Origin of the sequence: Paraburkholderia phytofirmans OLGA172 (genome assembly GCF_001634365.1) — a bacterium.
GTDB lineage: Bacteria > Pseudomonadota > Gammaproteobacteria > Burkholderiales > Burkholderiaceae > Paraburkholderia.
In genome coordinates this window covers 2,030,455-2,049,097 of sequence record NZ_CP014578.1, presented here as the reverse complement: position 1 = coordinate 2,049,097, position 18,643 = coordinate 2,030,455, and the positions used below count along the sequence as shown (strand labels likewise).

Below are 18,643 nucleotides of genomic sequence, written 5' to 3'. Positions count from 1 at the left end.
AGCGGGTGCTTATGTCTGGTTCTGGTGTTTAACGTCGATCGGTTGGCCGAGCGCGCATCGATCTGATCAGGCATGCGCCGGCTGTTCCGCCGACGGCGCTGTGCCCTCGCGGTCGCCGAACAGGCCCGCCATCCAGCGGCCGATTTCCTCGGCGTTGGTCGCCCCCGTGGCACGCACCGGCGAGAGTCTGCCACCTGCCAGCACCGCGATGCGATCGCAGATGTCGAACAACTCCTCCAGCTCTTCGGAAATCACCAGAATCGCCACGCCGCGGGCGGACAGGTCGAGCAACTGCTGACGAATAAACGCTGACGCGCCGACGTCGACACCCCAGGTCGGCTGTGCGACCACCAGCACCTTAGGCGCCTGCAAGATCTCGCGGCCCATGATGTATTTCTGCAGATTGCCGCCAGAGAGACTTTGCGCCAACGCTTCCGAGCCGCCGCAACGGACGTCGAAGGCTTCGATACAGCGCTTCGCGAAGGCGCGCATCGCGCCCGCCTTGATCCAGCCTGAGTTCACCATCTGCTGACGATGCGCCGTGAGCAGCGCGTTTTCCGACAGTGTCATTGCCGGCACTGCGCCTCGGCCGAGACGCTCTTCCGGCACAAAACCGAAACCGAGCGCGCGCCGGCCGCCTGCGCCGAGGCGCCCTGCGGCCTTGCTGCAAATCGTGACCGCATCGGCGCGCACGCCGCGCTTTTCACCCGACAGTGCCGAGAGCAATTCAGCCTGCCCATTGCCCGACACACCCGCAATGCCGAAGATCTCGCCGGCATGCACGCCGAACGACACGTTATTGAGCGAGGTGCCGAAGGGGTCGTCGCTTTCCACCGACAACTGCTTCACGTCGAGCAGCACGGCGCCCGGCGTGTGTTCACGGCGCGTGTAATCCGGCAGCGAATGGCCGACCATCAACTGCGCGAGCGACGCATGCGTCTCTTCTTTCGGCGTCACGTGACCGGTCACACGGCCGCCGCGCATCACCGTGGCGGTATCGCACAGTTCCTGGATTTCGTCGAGCTTGTGGCTGATGTAGAGGATGCTGCAACCTTCTGCCGCGAGACGCCGGAGCGTCTCGAAGAGCTTGCGGACCGCTTGCGGCGTGAGCACCGAAGTCGGTTCGTCCATGATCAGGAGACGCGGGTTCTGCAGCAGGCAACGCACGATTTCGACGCGTTGCCGCTCGCCCACCGTCAGGCTGTGCACGTGACGTTGCGGGTCGATGTCGAGGCCATAGTCGGCGGAGACTTCGCGGATACGCCTCGAAAGCGTCTTCAGATCGAACGGTTCGTCGAGCGCAAGCGCGATGTTTTCGCCGACCGTGAGCGTCTCGAACAGCGAAAAATGCTGGAACACCATGCCGATGCCGAGCTTGCGCGCCGCCGCCGGGCTCGCGATCTCGACCGGCTGGCCTTCCCAGCGGATCTCGCCAGCGTCGGGCCGCACCGCGCCGTAGATGATTTTCATCAGCGTGCTTTTGCCGGCACCGTTTTCGCCGAGCACAGCGTGGATTTCACCCGGCGCGACGATCAATGTGACGTCGTCGTTGGCACGCACGGCCGGATATTGTTTGGTGATGCCCTGAAGCATCAACCTGGGCGCCGCCTGTTCCGGCCTGTTTGCCGGCTGCGCGGCGGCGCCGTCGCTATAAGAAGAGTCGCTCATGTGATTCCGTAGTACGTCAGAGACTGCCGGTCACGGCGCGTCCGCCCGCCCCGTCAGCAAGCGATCCGTCACCACAACCGGATGACAATACCTAAATCGACCCACTCAGTCGAGCCGTCAAAATTCCCCGCAAACCCCCGCCGCAGCGTGCTCTGCGGGTATCCCACTCTTGACGTGGTTTTGTGTTCATATTAAAAGCCATATACACCCACGCCCGCTCGATCAGCCAGAACATATATTTCGGAGAAGTCATGAGTCAGCAACGCGAGGCGATCGATACGTACCTACTACGCGTCTTGCACACCCTGTTGATGGAACGCAGCGTCACGCGCGCGGCCGTCAAACTGAATCAATCGCAACCCGCCATCAGCGCGGCGCTGCGCCGTTTGCGCGACATCACTGGCGACCCGCTGCTGGTGCGCGGCAAATCCGGCATGGTGCCGACCGAGTACGGCCTGCGCCTGCTCGAACCGGTGCAAAACGCGCTGCGCGAGATCGAACGCATCAAGTTCCAGCAGCACAACTTCGATCCGGCCACGTCGATCCGTTGCTACCGGATCGGCTGCCCGGACTACCTGAACGTGCTGTTCGTGCCGACGGTGGTGGAGCGCTTTCGTCAGGCCGCGCCGAATGCGACGCTTGAATTTCACTCGCTCGGGCCGGCGTTCGACTACGAACTCGCGCTCGAGGACGGCAAGCTCGACATCGTGGTCGGCAACTGGCCGGAGCCGCCGGAGCAATTGCACCTGTCTAATCTGTTCGTCGATCAGATCGTCTGCCTGATGAGCAATGTGCATCCGTTCGCCAAACGCGGCGGGTTGACGCTCGACCAGTACCTGAATGCGCCGCATCTTGCGCCTACTCCTTACTCGGTGGGCCAACGGGGTGCGATCGACGTGCATCTCGCGCGCGAGCGGTTAAAGCGTCACGTGGTCGTCACGTTGCCGTACTTCAATCTGGCGCCTTACGTGCTGATCAAATCCGATCTGATCTTCACGACGACGCGCCTGTTTGCCGACTACTACGCCAAGTTCCTGCCGCTGACCGTGGTGCCCGCCCCGCTCGATTTCCCGCCGATGCAGTACTACCAGTTGTGGCACGAGCGCGTGCATTATTCCGACGAAGTGCGCTGGCTGCGCAGTCTGGTTGCCGAGGCGACCAAGACGCTGATCGATAAGCCCTGATCTTTGCTCTGCGTTCTATCGGCATCCAGTCTGCGTGGAGGCCGATAGACCTGCTTCTTCTATTTCGCTCTCACTCCATCATTGCGCTTACGCTGCCGCTTCGTAAAGCGTCTTTGCCAACCGGTTGTGCTGCTCGATGACCGGCCCGAGTTCCAGCGTCGTCAACTGGCCATTCTTCACCACCACCTTGCCGCCGATCACGCTATAGCTCACCTGCGACGGCGCGCAGAACACCAGTGCCGCGACCGGATCGTGCAACGCGCCCGCAAACAGCGGCTGACGCAGATCGAAGGACACGAAATCCGCTGCCATGCCCGGCGCCAGCGCGCCGATGTCGTCGCGATTCAGCACCTTCGCGCCGCCTAGCGTCGCAATCTCCAAGGCTTCACGCGCGGTCATCGCGTCCGGCCCAAAGCCGACCCGCTGCAGCAGCAGCGCCTGGCGCACTTCCGCGACCATTTGCGCGCCGTCGTTCGAGGCCGAACCGTCGACGCCCAGGCCCACCGGCACACCGGCCGCGCGCATCCGCTTGACCGGCGCAATCCCCGACGCCAGCCGCATGTTCGAACACGGGCAATGCGCCACGCCGGTGCCCGTGCGGGCGAACAGTTCAATGCCCGCGTCGTCGAGTTGCACACAGTGCGCATGCCATACATCGTGACCGACCCAGCCGAGGTCTTCCGCATACTCGGCCGGCGTCATGCCGAACTTCTCGCGGCTGTACGCGATGTCGTTGACGTTCTCCGCCAGGTGCGTGTGCAGCGACACCCCGTAATGCCGCGCCATCACCGCCGATTCGCGCATCAGATCGCGGCTCACCGAGAACGGAGAGCACGGCGCCACCACCACGCGCAACATCGCGTAACGCCCTTCGTCGTGGTACGTCTCGATCAGACGCTGCGTGTCCTTCAGGATGTCCGCTTCACGCTCGACCACCGAATCCGGCGGCAAACCGCCGTCCTTCTGCCCCACGCTCATGCTGCCGCGCGCTGCGTGAAAACGCATGCCGATCCGCTCTGCCGCGACGATGCTGTCGTCGAGGCGGCTGCCGTTCGGGTAGATATACAGATGGTCGCTCGAAGTCGTGCAACCGGACAGCAACAGTTCGGCCATCGCCGTCAAGGTCGAGACTTCGATCATCTCCGGTGTGAGGTTCGCCCACACCTTGTAGAGGTTGGTCAGCCAGCCGAACAGCTCCGCGTTCTGCGCAGCCGGAATCGCGCGCGTCAGGCTCTGATACATATGGTGGTGCGTATTCACCAGCCCTGGAATCACCAGGTGGCCGCGCATGTTCAGCACTTCGTCGGCCGTTTGCGGCAATTCCGCTGTCGGCCCGACCGCGACGATGCGGTTGTCCTCGATATATATGCCGCCGTCGCGCAGTTCGCGCCGGGCGCCGTCCATCGTGACCAGCACGTCCGCATGCTTCACCAGCATCGTTTTCTTAGGCTTGTTTGGCCTGATAGCCGCCTGCTCCATCGTCATTCGCTTCTCCGCTTGATTGCTTCCGTGCAAAGCCGTTCGAACGCGATGGGACGGCACGCCAACCGTGCCGCCGCGTCCCGTCGAACGCCGTTGGCCCGGTTACCCAGCGTATTTCCGCCGTCTTCGGGGTGTGCCGCATTGACTCACGTTTGCTGCGGCGCACAGGTGTAACCTTCGACGGCCAAAATAATGCTGACAACTCGCGCCAGTGCGATACTCAACCTCACACTGCCGATATAGTGGGCCTTTTTGGCGCCGGTACGATCCGCCCATACGATTAAATGTACGGCAATGGTCGAACAAATCGACTTGATGCGGCTTTCAACAGGCTGTCGGTCATGCGCCAGGTATTATCTTTCCTATCTCGCGCGCGCTGACGTGAACATCCTTTTTACAATGGCTGCCACGGCGCTCGCTTCAATTCGCCGACGGGTATGTAGCCACTGACGTGGAGCCTCGATCCGCCGCAACGTATTCTGGATCGGGCCGCCGCCGAAACCTCGCATTCACATAAGGAAAATTGCGAATGGGAAAGCTCACTACCCACGTGCTCGACACCGCCAACGGCCGTCCCGGCGCGGGCATCAAGGTCGAACTCTTTGCGCTCTCCGGCGACACCCGCCGCGCGCTCAAAACCACCACCACCAATGACGACGGCCGCTGCGACCAGCCGCTGCTCGAAGGCGACGCACTGGTCGCGGGCGAATACGAACTCGTGTTCGGCGCTGGCGATTACTTTGCGTCGATCGGCACGAAGGTGCCGGAGCCGCGCTTCGTCGATCGCGTTGTGTTGCGTTTCGGCGTGGCCGACGCCGGCGCGCACTATCACGTGCCGCTGCTGGTGTCGCCGTGGTCGTACAGCACCTATCGAGGCAGCTAGGCGCGCCGGGCGGTTTCGATAGGCGTTGGAGGACGACGAGGTTGGAGTCGTGTTGTATTTCCGAGCGCGCCCGATTGCACTGTGCGGCTCCCAGGAGACACCCGCGAAGCGCAATCGAACGCGAGCGACCCGACCTGACGCTCCAATAAAAAACGGCGCGTGCGAACTGAGCGCACCGCGTCTTTCGCCCTGAAAGAAGTCCCCTTGGGGGACACCCCGCAGTCTGTGCGGCGACGCAACGCATGCCGACGACCCGTCAGCCGGGTCACCGAAGGCGCAGTCAGAAGGCGCAATCAAGGCACAAGCGTCGTTGTGCGTACAACGAATCAGAAGTGGAGGAGTTTCATGGAAGGCTTTATCACTGACTGGCTGAATCTGGCCTTGCGCTGGTTTCACGTCATCGCCGCCATCGCCTGGATTGGCGAATCGTTCTATTTCGTCGCGCTCGACAACAGCCTGAAACCGCCTACGGACCCGAACCAGCGCAAGCGCGGCGTGTTCGGCGAGTTGTGGCACGTGCACGGCGGCGGCTTCTACAACATGCAGAAGTACACCGTCGCGCCGCCGGAAATGCCGGACGACCTGCACTGGTCCAAGTGGCCGTCGTACACCACGTGGCTGTCGGGCGCGAGCCTCTTCACGGTGTTGTATCTGTTCTCGCCGAGCACGTACCTGATCGACAAGAACGTGCTGGATATGGGTCCGGTCGTGGCCGTCGCATCCGCTCTCGGCTTCCTCGCCGCCGGCTGGATCGTCTACGACTCGCTGTGCCGTCTGCTCGGCAATAAAGACAAGGTACTCGGCATCTGCGTCGGCATTTATGTGGTGATCGCGGCGTACCTCGCGTGCCACATCTTCGCGGGCCGCGCGGCTTACCTGATCATGGGTGCGATGCTGGCAACGATCATGTCGGCGAACGTGTTCTTCGTGATCATCCCGGGTCAGCGCAAGATGGTTGCCGCGATGCTCAAGGGCGAAACGCCGAACCCGATCTACGGCAAGCGCGGCAAGCAACGTTCGGTGCACAACACGTATTTCACGCTGCCGGTGGTGTTCGCTATGCTGTCGAACCACTACGCGATGACGTACACGAATCAGTACAACTGGGTCGTGCTCCTGATGATCATGCTGGCCGGCGCGCTGATTCGCCAGTTCTTCGTGATGCGTCATCGTGGCCAGGTGCTGTGGTATCTGCCGCTGGTCGGTATCGTGCTGATGTTCGGCGCCCTCTTCTGGACGATGCCGAAGCCGGTCGTGCCGCAAGCGCAAGCTGCGAATGCGCCGACGGTCAAGGTGGCCGATATTGCGCCGGTGTTGCAACAGCGCTGCGTGGCATGCCACTCCGCCCATCCGACGATGATGGGCAGCGCCCCGGCTGGCGTGTTGCTGGATACGCCGGACGAGATCTCGCAGAACGCACAGCGGATCTATCAGCAGGCCGTGACCTTGAAGGCGATGCCGCTGGGCAACGTTACACACATGACCGACGACGAGCGGATGAAGATCGCCGCGTGGTTCGAAGGCGGTGCGGTGAAGTAATGAGCTGGTGGCCGCGTTGCGCCCGGCTTTGCAGAACCTTGGCAGAACATGAAGCGGGCTTTTCGCGTGAGCGGGAAGCCCGCTTTTTTGTTGATCGTTCGGTCCGGACAGCTTGTCAGAATGACCAGTAAAATTGTAGCCCAAGAGACACAAATTTAAAGATACTTGATGAATATGTAGCCCATGAGGCACAAAACCATAAGAACAAATTGTGTCTTATGGGCTACAATATGGCTAACATCTGCCAATTTGATGCCCTGGGGCTACAAATGACCAATCTCGCTGACGTATCGGACATGTTGAAGGCCGTTCGGCGCGAAAGCCACCTGTCTCAAGAGGAATTGGCGCGCCGCGCAGGCGTCGCGCGCACCACCGTCGCGCGTATGGAAACGCTCGCCAAAAACGATATGAGCGTGTCGGTGCTCGTGCGCCTGCTCGAAGCGGCCGGCTACGACCTCAAGTTCGTCGCCCACGGTCACGGGCGCACGCTCGAAGATATCCTGGCTGAACAACGCATGCCGGACGCGGACTCATGAGGCTCGACGTTCAGGTACTGGGCAAGCACGTCGCCACGCTGTTTCGCGAGCGCGACGACTACGTCCTCAAATACAACCGTGATGCGACGGTGGCCGACTTCGTCAGCCTGACCATGCCGGTACGCGAAGAGGCCTGGCGCTGGCCACGCGACCTGCATCCGTTTTTCCGGCAGAACCTGCCGGAAGGCTACCTGCTGAATCTGATCCGCGAGCAATTCGGCCCCCTGCTCGACGGCACCGATCTGTCACTGCTGGCCGTAGTCGGCGCCATGGGGATTGGCCGCGTCACCGTAACGCCGGAAGGCCTCGCGCCGGGCACCGAACTGCAAGCGCTGGATGTGCAGGACATCCTGCACGGTGACAACACGGCCGAACATTTTGCTTCACTGGTGCGCGAATATGCACGCGCCGCCATCTCGGGCGCCGTGCCGAAGTTCATCGCGCCGCAGGCGGAAGTTTCCGGCGCGTCCGCGCCGATGCCGCTCGGCAAACCAACAATCCGAACGAGCCGCCACATCGTCAAAGGCTCCGACGACAACACGCCGTTTCTCGGCTTCAACGAGTTCTACTCGATGCGCGTGCTCGAACGGCTCGGCGTAGCGCCGGTCGCGCGCACGCAGATGTCGGACGATGGGCGCGCGTTGATCGTCGAGCGTTTCGACGTGGATGCGCAGGGACTACCCGCGTACGGCGTGGAGGACATGTGCGGTCTATTGGGCCTGCCGCCGCACGAAAAATACAATTCGACCAGCGAAAAGATGCTCAATGCCGCACGTGCCTACCTGCTCGATCGCGACAGCATGCGGCAGCAACTCGAGCATCTCGGCTGGCACTTGCTGACAAACTACGTCGTGCGCAACGCGGATTGCCATACGAAGAATGTCGCGCTGTTTTACACGTCCGTGGATGACGTCGCGTTTACACCCGTCTACGACATCGTCACGACGCAGGCTTATCCGCGATTCGCGGCCAATCCGCCGGGCCTGCCGATCGACGGACGTAAAACCTGGGCGGCAGGCAAAACGCTCGAACGATTTTTCAACACACGGATGGGAATCGCCCCGCGGCAATACGCGCAGATGGTCGAAGCGTTATGCGACTCGGCGGTCGCCGTCGGTCACGAGTTGATCGAAGCGGCGCGCAACGAGTCGCAGTGGCGTAACGTCGCCAAGCAGATGCTGCATGCGTGGGACGACGGTATGGCGTCGTTGCGATCGCCGAAGAAGAGCTTGCAGTTCAAAGGACTCAAACCGGCGATCGAAGCGGCGGGATTTTCCGCACCGGAGCCGGCTGAACATGCGCGTGAAGTCATCGGGCGTTCACCGCTTCTCGGCAAGCGCAACTGACCAACCATATTGCGCCCCATAGCGTGGTGGTCCGCAAATCAAAAACCCACAGCGTTCTGCACTGTGGGCTTTTTTATAACCAACCTGCTCACCGTATTACGCGAAGGCAACCTAAGGCAACGACCTCAAACGGTCACCGCGCTCAACGCATCTTCAGTCAGCCAGAGCGACTCGCCCAAATCCTGCTCGTTCAGGTTCAGTCCATCGCCGCCGCGATCGACGACGATAAAGTCGCTCACGCCGCCCAATGCGATCAGCGGATGGTGCCAGATGCCCTTCGCATAGTTCACACCTTGCCAGCCGCTCGTCACGAACGCACGAATCTGCTTCGGGTCCAACTCGCCCGCCGGCGCCACGACCACCAGATACGGCTTGTCGTTCAGCGGCACGAAGGCCTGGCTGCCCAGCGGATGACGTTCGAGCATCTTCACTTCGAACGGCAACGTGCGCGGCTGACCGCGAAACAGGTTCACCAGCGTGCGGCCGTTCTCGTCGGTCACGTCCACTTTCGCGAGATCGTGATAGCGGATCGTGGTGCCGAGGTTGATCGGAATCTGCTTCGCGCCTTCGAGTTCGATCACGTCGCCGAACGCGGCGAACGCTTCCTTCGTCAACGGTTCGATAGCCAGCGTTTTCATGATGCGAGCGTGCCCCACAGACGCAGACGCGACACGCCGCCGTCCGGAATGATGTTGAAGCGCACGTGCGTGACCGGACCCAGTGCCGCGATTTCGCTTTCGAAATAGTGCTGGTTGTCCATCTTCAGCTTCTGCTCGCCCAGCAGCACCGGCCAGAACATGGCTTGAGTGATCAGCGAGCTATCCGTGCCGCCCGTTACATACGCGGCCTGGATCGAGCAACGGTCAGGATAGTTGCCTTTGAAGTGAGCCGTATCGACTTCGATCTTCCTGATCACGCCCGGTTGCGCCAGCGCGACGATCGCCCAGTCATTGCCCGGTTCACGGCGGCGGCGCGTTTCCCAGCCGTCGCCCATGTTCACGCCGCGGCCCGGCATCAGAATCGTCGATGCAGCGCCGAAGTGCTGGTTGTTCGCCGCGACCAGATACGCGCCGTTTTCCATCGCGGCCAGATCGAACTGCTCGGTGCGGCTTGCGCCTGCCCAGTCGACTTGCGGCTGGCCATAAACACGCAGACGTGCAATGCCGCCGTCCGGGTAGATGTTCACGCGCAGGTGCGTGTAGGCGTTCGCGTCGCTGACTTCGTGATAGTGATGGCTGTTACCTTGCAGCGTGGTCGACGGGACGATTTCGGTCCATTGCGTCGACTGGTTCGGCACGCCGTCCACGACGCGCGCAGCCTCGACCGAAGCGGCCGGCGGGAAGTTGCCCGTGAAGTGGCTGGTGTCGAGGTCGAGACCCTTGATCACGCCCGGACGCGCGAGCTTCACGACGCACCAGTCGTAACCGTTGGCGCGCTTGCGACGCGTTTCCCAGCCGTCCATCCACTTGCCGTTGTCGTCGTACTTGCCTGGAATGAAGACGGCCGGCTCTGGATTCAGCATACGTTCCTTCGGTGCGAAGAAATCGTCGCTGGCCTCGAGCGCCTGCGCACCCAGGCGCGGATCCGCCAGGTTCACATAGCGGCGCGTGAATTCCGGTGCGTTCGGGTCGAGAATCGGGAGTGCCATCTTTGTCTTCCTTTATGTTTGCTAGTGCTGAAAAAACGTTTCGGTTCGAGGTCCGCGACGCGTAGTTGAAACCTTACGCGTCGATCAGGTCGCCGAGCCGGAAACGTGCGATGCGGTAGATCTGATCGAGGCTCGCGCGCAATTCGTCGGCGCGGCTATTGTTCACGCGCGCCTCGAAGTTCGCGATGATGCCGTGGCGGTCGTAACCGCGCACCGCGAGGATGAACGGAAAACCGAACTTCTCGCGATAGGCGCTGTTCAGCGCCAGTAGCCTGTCGAATTCTTCCTGTGTGCATTGGGCGAGGCCCGCGCCGCTCTGCTCTCGCGTGGATTCGGCCGTCAGTTCGCCGCGCACCGCAGCCTTGCCGGCGAGCTCCGGGTGGGCGTTGATCAACGCCAGTTGCTTCTCTTCACCGGCAGTCTCGACGATGTTCGACATCTTGCTATGCAGTTCGTCGATGCTGGCAAACGGCCGTTGCTGCGCGGCAATTTCCGCGACCCACGGCGAGTGCTCGAAAATGCCCGACAGCGCCGCGACGAACGCGTCGGTCGAGGTGCTGTTGAGTTGATCCAGAGTGTATTGCATCGCCTTCATGCCGCTGCCCCGCGGTTGTTTTGTTGGTAAGGGTGATGTTCGCGCCAGTGACGCGCGATATCGACGCGCCGCGTCACCCACACGCGATCGTGCTGTTCGATATGGTCGAGAAAACGTTGCAGCGCACGGAAGCGGCCCGGGCGGCCGAGCAGACGGCAGTGCATGCCGATCGACAGCATCTTCGGTGCTTCGTCGCCTTCTTCGTAAAGCACGTCGAATGCGTCGCGCAGATAGGTGAAGAAATGGTCCGCGGTGTTGAAGCCTTGCGGGCTCGCAAAGCGCATATCGTTGGTGTCGAGCGTGTACGGCACGATCAGTTGCGGGCTCTTGGCGCCGCCCGTCACGTCGACGTCCATCCAGAACGGCAGATCGTCGCCGTAGTAATCCGAGTCGTACAGGAAGCCGCCGTATTCGGCGACCAGACGATGCGTGTTGGGACTGTCGCGGCCGGTGTACCAGCCGAGCGGGCGCGCGCCGGTGATGCGCTCGATCGCTTCCATGCCGAGGCGCATGTGCTCCGCCTCTTGTTCCGGCGACACGTCCTGGTAATGAATCCAGCGATAGCCGTGGCAAGCGATCTCATGACCGAGCTCGACGAACGCGCGCCCCAGATCAGGATGCCGTTCGATCGCCATGCCGACGCCGAACACCGTGAGCGGCAGGCCGCGCTTTTCGAATTCTCGCAGGATGCGCCACACGCCTGCACGCGAGCCGTATTCGTAGATCGACTCCATGCTCATGTGCCGCGCCGGATAAGACGCCGCGCCGACGATTTCCGACAGAAACTGCTCCGAGCCGGGATCGCCGTGCAGCACGCAGTTTTCACCGCCTTCTTCGTAGTTCAGGACGAATTGCACCGCGACGCGCGCTCGACCCGGCCAGTTCGCCTGCACCGGGTGGCGGCCGTAGCCGATCAGATCGCGTGGGTAGTTCGAGTCGAGTGGCATGGTTTGACGAAAGCGTGATGACGATACGTAAAATTCGCGTAAAATTCGCGTGAAACTCACGTGACATGCACGTGGAGTTGGCGTGCCTTCTGCATGCGTGTGCTTGTGTCCGGTTGCCCGCGATTGCCTCTCACGCATGCCGGCGCGGGCCGAGACGGCCCTGAGTAGCGGCACCAGAAGCAGCAGCAAAATAGCGTTCGGGTACCAGCGCCGAGTGGGACCAGTGTAGCGAAAACACCCGGGTGCGCCCATACACCCGGGCAGATAGTGCGTGTCAGACTGGATGTATGTGCGGAGCCGGCCCCACCGGGCGTTCCGTGGTGTTTACCCGCAGTAAGCCAGTCGAATTTGCGCTTTCCGCGGCACGTGCGGCCGAATCGCGAGGCGGCTGTGGATTTGGGTCCGCATCGGTCGGGCTGAAGGCTTCCAGCGCGCCGTCATAGCGCTTGGCCAGCGGCCGCGCATAATCGCCCCGCTTGGCGGTCGACAGCCGCAGCGCGACCAGCGCTTCGGTCCATTTAACCGCCGCCGTCACGCCCTCGATCACCGGCGCGCCCAGGGCATCTTCGATCTCCGCGCACAATTCGGCCATGCCAGCGCAACCGAGCACGATCGCGTCCGACCCGTCCTCCTCCAGCGCGCGCCGGCATTCGTCGAGAATGATGCGGCGCGCCGCCGAGCCAGGCTTATCCAGGTCCAGCACGGCAACGTCGGTGGCACGCACGTTGCGGCAAAAGCGCTTCATGCCGTAGCGCTCGGCGAGATGCCACGCCATGCCGCAGGTGCGCGCCAGCGTGGTCACAACCGAAAACCCCGGTGCCAGCACGCTCGCGGCATGCATTGCCGCTTCGGCGATGCCGATCACCGGTCCGCGCGCCAACTCGCGGGCTGCGTATAACCCGGGGTCGCCGAAGCAGGCGATCACGTACCCGTCGCAGCCCTCGCGCTCGCCGGCGATAACTTCGGCCAGCAAGCCGGGCGTCGCGAGCGCTTCGTCGTAATAGCCTTCTATCGACGGCGGCCCCATCGTCGGACTGACCGCGATCACTTCGGTGCCGGGCGCGGCGACTTCACGCGCGCAGCGGCCCATCGCCTCGGTCATGCGTTGCGTCGTATTCGGATTGATCAGTTTGATGCGCATAGCGACTCCTGTTGAAGTACTGGCTCAGCGAGCGAGCGCGCGGTAAAACACTGCACCCAATCCGGCCCCGATGAACCACGAGAAATTGGCCAGCCCGTCGAGCGTCGGCACCATCACGCAGATCACGGCGATGATCGCAGCCGGCAGCAATGCAGCTACGGCGCGGTAGTTGACACCATTCCTGTACCAGTACGAGCCGTTCGGAGAAACCGAGTAGAGGTCATCGAGCACGATCTTTTGACGTTTCACGAGAAAGTAATCAACAATCAGGACACCATATAACGGTCCAATGAAACTGCCGAGTACATCGAGTGTGTAATGAATTACCGCCGGATTGTTGAACAGGTTCCACGGCGTGATGAAGATCGATGCCACCGCCGCGAGCATGCCGCCCGCACGCCAGCTGATCAGACGCGGCGCGACATTCGAGAAGTCGAAGGCTGGCGACACGAAGTTAGCGACGATGTTGATGCCGATAGTCGCAATCGTGAAGGTCAATGCACCGAGAATCACCGCGGTCGGATAGTCGATACGACCCACCGTTTCGACCGGGTCCGTGATCAGTTGGCCAAACACCGGCAGCGTGGCGGCGGTCGTGACCACCGTCACCAGCGAAAAGGCGAGGAAGTTGACCGGCAGCCCCCAGAAGTTGCCGCGCTGCACGCTGCGAAAACTCTTGCCGTAGCGGGAAAAGTCGCCGAAATTCAGCATCGGGCCGGAGAAGTACGACACCACCAGCGAAATCGCCGTGATCATCACCGGCACGACTTCCATGCCGTGATATTTAACGCCGCCCAGGTTGATTCCGATGTTTCGCCATCCTGCGCGATACACCATGTAGCCGGCGAGAATGAACATCACCACATAGACCGCCGGACCCGCGAAGTCGATGAACTTCTTGATGGTCTCCATGCCGTGCCAGAACACCAGCGCCTGCAATACCCACAGCAACATGAAACCGGCCCAGCCCAAGGTGGAGAGACCCATGAAACCATGATGATGCACGTCCGCGTACGGCAATAGCTGCGGGACGAACTTCAGCACCACGATCACCAGCGCGCTCGAAGCCAGATAAGTTTGGATTCCATACCATGCGACCGCGATCAAGCCACGAATCACGGCAGGAATATTCGCGCCGAGCACGCCGAACGTTGCGCGGCAAGCCACCGGATAAGGCACGCCGTTCGCCTGGCTCGGCTTGGCAATCAGGTTGCAGAGCAGGTTGACAATCGTAATGCCGACCAGCAGCGCGATCAGCACCTGCCAGCTCGTCAGCCCAAGCGCAAACAGACTACCCGCGAACACATAGCCGCCGACACTGTGCACGTCCGACATCCAGAATGCGAAGATGTTGTAAGCGCCCCAGGTTTGATGGCGCAGCGGCGCCAGGTCTTCGTTGTACAGCCTCTCGCTGTAGCCTGCGGGTATCGACGGATCGCTGGACGCGCCGCCGTCTGCGTATGTGGGAATTGCGGGACTGCCGGGCGCTGCGCTGAACTCAGCCATGATTCCTCCTTGGGATAGGGACCGTCGATAACAAATCGAAGGATGTTGCATCGGCCATGCCAGCCACCCTCTTCTTCCCGATCGGGAAACAGGAGGGTCGAGCCGACTCATTGACCGCGCCGCGGGTGTCTCCGTACTTGATGTACTTGTGGTTATCGCACCGCCTGTCGCCGCGGATTCCCGGCGATGCGTTACTACTCCAAGGCTGTCGTCCCGTGACGGCCACGCGTGCGCAAGCGGGCAGCGCTCACGCCGAGCCGCCTTACAACGCCTGACTCGGTTCAGTTCAATTCAGTGCGGCGCGCACCAGCAACGAGCGCGCACCGGCCGCCTGCCTCAGCCTGGCGCGGACTTGGGTCCATGAGCTTCCTTCGGTGCGCCGTTCAGTGCGCCGAACACTTCATGCAGATCGGCTGCGCCACGTGCGGGGCGCTCCAGCATCTTCAACTCGACGCTTTGCAAATGGCGCGACATCAGTGCCGCCGCCTCTTTTGCGTCGCCGGCGTCGAGCGCGGCGAGAATCGCTTCATGGTCTTCGAACGAGCAAGGGCTGCGTCCGAGCGACTCGTACAGCGCCGAAATCAGCGTGGAGCGCGCCACCAGTCCGTTCAGGCAATCGCACAGCACGGCGTTGCCGGTGAGCCCGGCCAGCTCGGTATGGAACTCGCCCGACAGACGAATCCACGCCGGAAAATCACGTGTTTCGAACGCTTTGCGTTCACGGCCGATCATGCTGCCAATGCTCTTCAAACGGCGCATGCCATGACCGCCGCAAATCTTTTCAACCACGGCCAGCTCGATGATCCGGCGCATTTCGAACACCTCATGCACTTCCTGCAGCGACGGGCTGGCAACAAACGCACCACGATTCGGTTCCAGGTCGACGAGGTGGTCGGTGGCCAGTTGCGCGAGCGCCTGCCGGATCGGCCCGCGCTTCACGCCGAATACTTCGCACAACTGTGCTTCTGTCAGCTTGGCGCCCGGTGCGAGCCGATGCTCGAGGATCGCCGCGCGGATGCGCTCGGCGATCGCTTCGGGTTTCGAACTATTCGCGGCTGCGGAGTCTGTGTCGGACATGATGTGCGTCTCGGTATGGTTGTCATCATAGGATGGACATAAAGATTGTCAACAATTTTTGTCTTGAATTTCGACAATCCAGACACCCGGACCATAGCGTGGCTTGGCGGATAGCCCACGCAGGCCTTACTCTGCTTCAATATCAGTTTAATTAATGTATGGGACGGTCGTCTATGGGTGACGGTTTTTGTCAACAAAGTGAGGGGCCTTCGTGGGGCGGATCTATCGGGTGTGGTCTTGAAATATTGACCGTTAGTTGCGTGATTGATTTGAAAATAAAGCGGGCAAACGCCCGCCTCCCCGCCTCACGCCGCTTCAGGCGAGGGTCGGATAGCCCGATACCGTCAGTTTGAATCCGTGTGCGTTGGCGACGAGGTGCGCGTCCGCGCCAACCGGCAGCGTCAGCATGTTGGGCATATGGCCGAATTGCAGACCGGTAATGACCGGAATCCGGATCACCGACCTCACCTGCTCGATCATCGCGCGCAGGTCGTAGCCGTTGTCGTAATCGTACGGTTTGCCGCCAGAGAAATCGCCGAGCACAAGCGCCTGCTGCTGCGCGAGGATGCCCGACAGGTGCAACTGATAAAGCATCCGTTCGAGCCGGAACGGCTGCTCGTTGACATCTTCGAGGAACAGAATGCCGCCCTGCACCGGCGGCATGTACGGCGTACCGATCAGCGACGTCACCACTGCCAGATTGCCGCCCCACAACATGCCCGTCACGTCGGCAGTTTGCGCTTGCGGCACATGGCTCGTCACCGTCATGGTCGGTCCGGTCAGCGCGGACCAGAAGTGCTGCATGGTGAATTCGCTCAGATCTTCTGCGCCGAAGTCGCTCATCAACATCGGGCCGCCGAACGTTTTCAGGCCGGCGCGTGCCAGCAAAGCAAGCTGCACCGCGGTGAAATCGCTATGACCCACCAGCGCGACAGGCTGCTCGGCCAAGCGCCGTTGCAGCCCTTCGTAGTCGAGTCCGTGGAGGACGCGCACCGCGCCATAGCCGCCACGCACGGCTAGCACGATGTCGGGCAACTTACGCGCGGGGTCCGCCAGCCGGTTGAGATCGGCGGCACGCTCGCCGTCGGTGCCCGCGAAGCGTTGGTAGCGGCGCCTTGTCACCTCCACACCTTCGACGCGATGCCCCTGCGCATGCAAGCGATGCAACGCGCGATGCAGCACCTCGGAATCATGCGGATACCCGGACGGCGCGATTAACTCAATGGTGCGATGGACGGTCATTGGCAAGACCTGTTGGACGTTGTTGTTTTAGAGCGGCTCAGCCGGCCCCGGTTCGCTGCGTGCTGCGGAGTCTGCTTCGACGTGCGCTTCGGCGCGTGCTTCGGCGTGCGCTTCGCTGCGCGCTACCACGTGCGCGTCGATCTGTGCTTCAACCTGTGTCTCGCGGCGTGCTCCGATGTGCGCAGCGGGCTGTGCTTCGCCGCCGGCTACGGCGAGCGCTTCGGCCCGTGCCGCCGCGCGTGCTTCACGGCTTGCGCGCCGCCGCTCGGCAAAGAACGATTTGAGCGCGGCGCCGCATTCGGTTTCGAGCACGCCGCCGGTCACCGTGGTGTGGTGATTCAATTGCGGATTCGCGAATGCATCGACGACACTGCCGCACGCTCCGGTTTTCGGATCGCGCGCCCCGAACACGACGCGTGCGATGCGCGCATGCATGATCGCACCGGCGCACATCAGGCAAGGTTCCAGCGTCACATACAGCTCGCAGCCCGGCAGACGGTAATTTCCGACAGCTTGCGCGGCTGCGCGCAATGCGATCATTTCCGCATGTGCCGACGGGTCGTGAGCGCCGATCGGATGGTTGAACCCTGTGGCGATGACCTCGTCGCCCCGCACGAGCACCGCGCCAACCGGTACTTCGCCGGCTGCGCGGGCCTCTTCGGCAGCGGCCTGGGCGAGCGCCATGAAGCGGCGATCGCGCTCCGAGGCAGGCGGTGTGGGCGATTCGTCTGGCGTGGGGGTGTCGATCCGCCCACTGGCGGCAGCAGTTGGCGTTGGATCACTCGCCGCGAGTGCTGGCGCATCGGGACCAACGGATCCGGCCTGGGCAGCCGCCAATGTGACCGCCTCAGCCGATTCGCGGTACTCGACAGACTCCGGAACTGGCGTGACGGAGCGGGGAAGCGGCTCGCTCACTGCGAACCCGCATCGGCCAAACTGAGGTTGCCGACGCGCTCCGACAGCCGCTCGGCAATGCGGCGGCAGTATTCGCGCGGCAGGACCAGCGGGCCGCCGCGCAGCGATTCAAGAGCCATATCGAGCGCCAGCATGCGCGCCTGGAGACGGCAGCGGGCAGCCCGGTCGCTCACGGCATTCAGCTCCGCTTGCAGGTCGCGCAAGGCGTGCAGCTGCTCGACAGCCGGCGGCACGAAACCTGCAATTTTCAAAATCCGGTTGGCGACGCGCACTTCCTCCGGGACCAGTGCATCGTCCTCCAGGGGCAGCGGCGCGCCCGCGCCCGGCAAATCATCGAACTCACCGCGCGCGGCTGCGGCGGCAATACGCTGTTCGACTAACGCATCAAGCAATTTCATCTGCAGTCCACTACGTTGCGGCCCAAGCATTCTATCAGGGAGCGTGCACTGGTTCTGGCTGTCAGACCGACGAATCCCCCTGGTTTTCAGATTTTGCGTATTTGAGCGCGCGCGTGGCGTGGATTAGGGTGGAGGATTGCCGGCGCCGCCAACGCCACCGCTTTTCGTATCGGCAAAAACTTACGAATATCTTTCGTCATGCGCCGAGAAAACGGGCGCCTGCACCTGCCCCCTTTCATGGAGTCCACTTACGCTATGCAATCCGGAATCACCGACCACCGCTTCTACACTGCCCTTCCAGCTTGCGCCGCACACCTCGATCCATGCCTGACTGCATTGACTGCGCCGCGCCGAAAGCATGCCTTCAAGCGATGCCTACGTACGACATTGGCGGCCGTTGCGATATCGGCCGCGCTATCAGGCTGCGGCGTGTTCTGCGGAGGTGCGGGCGGAAGCGGCGGCGGCTTTGCCGGCGGTTGCGCGACTGGCGTGCGGTTCTAGTCCGGCACCCCTCGACGCATTGACTTTACGACGGC

General features: G+C 62.2%; 16 protein-coding genes and 1 pseudogene. 5 read left to right on the top strand and 12 right to left on the bottom strand.

The genetic code is table 11. From position 1 onward, the window contains the following. Positions 1-66: 66 nt before the first annotated feature. Entirely contained in the window at positions 67-1,668 is a 1,602-nt protein-coding gene (locus AYM40_RS08790) for an ABC transporter ATP-binding protein (protein WP_063495879.1), read from the bottom strand. 251 nt (positions 1,669-1,919) lie between these two features. Here AYM40_RS08790 and AYM40_RS08785 point away from each other — a divergent pair, with 251 nt between their 5' ends. Beyond that, positions 1,920-2,852: a LysR substrate-binding domain-containing protein gene (locus AYM40_RS08785; protein ID WP_063495878.1), complete on the top strand. Its 933-nt coding sequence runs from the start codon at positions 1,920-1,922 to the stop codon at positions 2,850-2,852. Between the two features lie 87 nt (positions 2,853-2,939). Here the strand turns inward: AYM40_RS08785 and AYM40_RS08780 are convergent, their stop codons facing one another. Then, positions 2,940-4,337: an 8-oxoguanine deaminase gene (locus AYM40_RS08780; RefSeq protein ID WP_063495877.1), complete on the bottom strand. Its 1,398-nt coding sequence runs from the start codon at positions 4,335-4,337 to the stop codon at positions 2,940-2,942. Between the two features lie 526 nt (positions 4,338-4,863). Between AYM40_RS08780 and uraH the strand changes: the two genes are divergently transcribed. The 4 genes from uraH (at position 4,864) to AYM40_RS08760 (ending at position 8,638) form a co-directional block, all read left to right on the top strand. Next, positions 4,864-5,217, top strand: coding sequence for a hydroxyisourate hydrolase (uraH, locus tag AYM40_RS08775; protein ID WP_012433320.1), 354 nt, complete (start codon positions 4,864-4,866; stop codon positions 5,215-5,217). Positions 5,218-5,562: 345 nt separating this feature from the next. Then, positions 5,563-6,756 (top strand): urate hydroxylase PuuD, encoded by a 1,194-nt coding sequence (locus AYM40_RS08770; RefSeq protein WP_063495876.1) that lies wholly within the window; start codon positions 5,563-5,565, stop codon positions 6,754-6,756. Between the two features lie 269 nt (positions 6,757-7,025). Next, positions 7,026-7,292, top strand: a complete 267-nt coding sequence (locus AYM40_RS08765; protein ID WP_054035321.1) for a helix-turn-helix domain-containing protein — start codon at positions 7,026-7,028, stop codon at positions 7,290-7,292. Then, the gene (locus AYM40_RS08760; protein WP_063495875.1) at positions 7,289-8,638 is read left to right on the top strand and encodes a type II toxin-antitoxin system HipA family toxin; all 1,350 of its coding nucleotides are present in this window, start codon (positions 7,289-7,291) and stop codon (positions 8,636-8,638) included. The genes AYM40_RS08765 and AYM40_RS08760 overlap by 4 nt, the downstream gene beginning before the upstream one ends. 125 nt (positions 8,639-8,763) lie before the next feature. Here the strand turns inward: AYM40_RS08760 and AYM40_RS08755 are convergent, their stop codons facing one another. The 10 genes and pseudogenes from AYM40_RS08755 to AYM40_RS08710 form a co-directional block, all read right to left on the bottom strand. Continuing rightward, a complete protein-coding gene (locus AYM40_RS08755; RefSeq protein ID WP_063495874.1) occupies positions 8,764-9,276 on the bottom strand; it encodes an ureidoglycolate lyase in 513 nt (170 codons plus the stop codon). Next, entirely contained in the window at positions 9,273-10,286 is a 1,014-nt protein-coding gene (gene alc / locus AYM40_RS08750; protein ID WP_063495873.1) for an allantoicase, read from the bottom strand. The genes AYM40_RS08755 and alc overlap by 4 nt, the downstream gene beginning before the upstream one ends. 73 nt (positions 10,287-10,359) lie before the next feature. Next, the gene (gene uraD / locus AYM40_RS08745) at positions 10,360-10,881 is read right to left on the bottom strand and encodes a 2-oxo-4-hydroxy-4-carboxy-5-ureidoimidazoline decarboxylase (protein ID WP_063495872.1); all 522 of its coding nucleotides are present in this window, start codon (positions 10,879-10,881) and stop codon (positions 10,360-10,362) included. Beyond that, positions 10,878-11,828 (bottom strand): allantoinase PuuE, encoded by a 951-nt coding sequence (gene puuE / locus AYM40_RS08740; RefSeq protein WP_063495871.1) that lies wholly within the window; start codon positions 11,826-11,828, stop codon positions 10,878-10,880. The genes uraD and puuE overlap by 4 nt, the downstream gene beginning before the upstream one ends. 274 nt (positions 11,829-12,102) lie before the next feature. Further along, positions 12,103-12,969 (bottom strand): aspartate/glutamate racemase family protein, encoded by an 867-nt coding sequence (locus AYM40_RS08735; RefSeq protein ID WP_063495870.1) that lies wholly within the window; start codon positions 12,967-12,969, stop codon positions 12,103-12,105. Between the two features lie 24 nt (positions 12,970-12,993). Then, positions 12,994-14,475 carry an NCS1 family nucleobase:cation symporter-1 gene (locus AYM40_RS08730; protein WP_063495869.1) on the bottom strand — a complete coding sequence of 494 codons (1,482 nt, stop codon included), beginning with the start codon at positions 14,473-14,475 and terminating at the stop codon, positions 12,994-12,996. A gap of 336 nt (positions 14,476-14,811) precedes the next feature. Further along, complete coding sequence (locus AYM40_RS08725) at positions 14,812-15,552, bottom strand: GntR family transcriptional regulator (RefSeq protein ID WP_063495868.1); 741 nt, start codon at positions 15,550-15,552, stop codon at positions 14,812-14,814. A 315-nt stretch (positions 15,553-15,867) separates the two neighbouring features. Continuing rightward, positions 15,868-16,794 (bottom strand): muramoyltetrapeptide carboxypeptidase, encoded by a 927-nt coding sequence (gene ldcA / locus AYM40_RS08720; RefSeq protein ID WP_063495867.1) that lies wholly within the window; start codon positions 16,792-16,794, stop codon positions 15,868-15,870. A 198-nt stretch (positions 16,795-16,992) separates the two neighbouring features. Next, positions 16,993-17,541 (bottom strand): annotated as a pseudogene (gene tadA / locus AYM40_RS08715) (tRNA adenosine(34) deaminase TadA); the annotation flags it as partial. Positions 17,542-17,705: 164 nt separating this feature from the next. Further along, positions 17,706-18,107: a DUF1992 domain-containing protein gene (locus AYM40_RS08710; protein WP_063495866.1), complete on the bottom strand. Its 402-nt coding sequence runs from the start codon at positions 18,105-18,107 to the stop codon at positions 17,706-17,708. Positions 18,108-18,643 lie beyond the last annotated feature (536 nt).

Bases quoted from the DNA above. Each gene is read 5' to 3' on its own strand.
- AYM40_RS08790 (WP_063495879.1), bottom strand. From the start codon at position 1,668: ATGAGCGACTCTTCTTATAGCGACGGCGCCGCCGCGCAGCCGGCAAAC.
- AYM40_RS08785 (WP_063495878.1), top strand. From the start codon at position 1,920: ATGAGTCAGCAACGCGAGGCGATCGATACGTACCTACTACGCGTCTTG.
- AYM40_RS08780 (WP_063495877.1), bottom strand. From the start codon at position 4,337: ATGACGATGGAGCAGGCGGCTATCAGGCCAAACAAGCCTAAGAAAACG.
- uraH (WP_012433320.1), top strand. From the start codon at position 4,864: ATGGGAAAGCTCACTACCCACGTGCTCGACACCGCCAACGGCCGTCCC.
- AYM40_RS08770 (WP_063495876.1), top strand. From the start codon at position 5,563: ATGGAAGGCTTTATCACTGACTGGCTGAATCTGGCCTTGCGCTGGTTT.
- AYM40_RS08765 (WP_054035321.1), top strand. From the start codon at position 7,026: ATGACCAATCTCGCTGACGTATCGGACATGTTGAAGGCCGTTCGGCGC.
- AYM40_RS08760 (WP_063495875.1), top strand. From the start codon at position 7,289: ATGAGGCTCGACGTTCAGGTACTGGGCAAGCACGTCGCCACGCTGTTT.
- AYM40_RS08755 (WP_063495874.1), bottom strand. From the start codon at position 9,276: ATGAAAACGCTGGCTATCGAACCGTTGACGAAGGAAGCGTTCGCCGCG.
- alc (WP_063495873.1), bottom strand. From the start codon at position 10,286: ATGGCACTCCCGATTCTCGACCCGAACGCACCGGAATTCACGCGCCGC.
- uraD (WP_063495872.1), bottom strand. From the start codon at position 10,881: ATGAAGGCGATGCAATACACTCTGGATCAACTCAACAGCACCTCGACC.
- puuE (WP_063495871.1), bottom strand. From the start codon at position 11,828: ATGCCACTCGACTCGAACTACCCACGCGATCTGATCGGCTACGGCCGC.
- AYM40_RS08735 (WP_063495870.1), bottom strand. From the start codon at position 12,969: ATGCGCATCAAACTGATCAATCCGAATACGACGCAACGCATGACCGAG.
- AYM40_RS08730 (WP_063495869.1), bottom strand. From the start codon at position 14,475: ATGGCTGAGTTCAGCGCAGCGCCCGGCAGTCCCGCAATTCCCACATAC.
- AYM40_RS08725 (WP_063495868.1), bottom strand. From the start codon at position 15,552: ATGTCCGACACAGACTCCGCAGCCGCGAATAGTTCGAAACCCGAAGCG.
- ldcA (WP_063495867.1), bottom strand. From the start codon at position 16,794: ATGACCGTCCATCGCACCATTGAGTTAATCGCGCCGTCCGGGTATCCG.
- AYM40_RS08710 (WP_063495866.1), bottom strand. From the start codon at position 18,107: ATGAAATTGCTTGATGCGTTAGTCGAACAGCGTATTGCCGCCGCAGCC.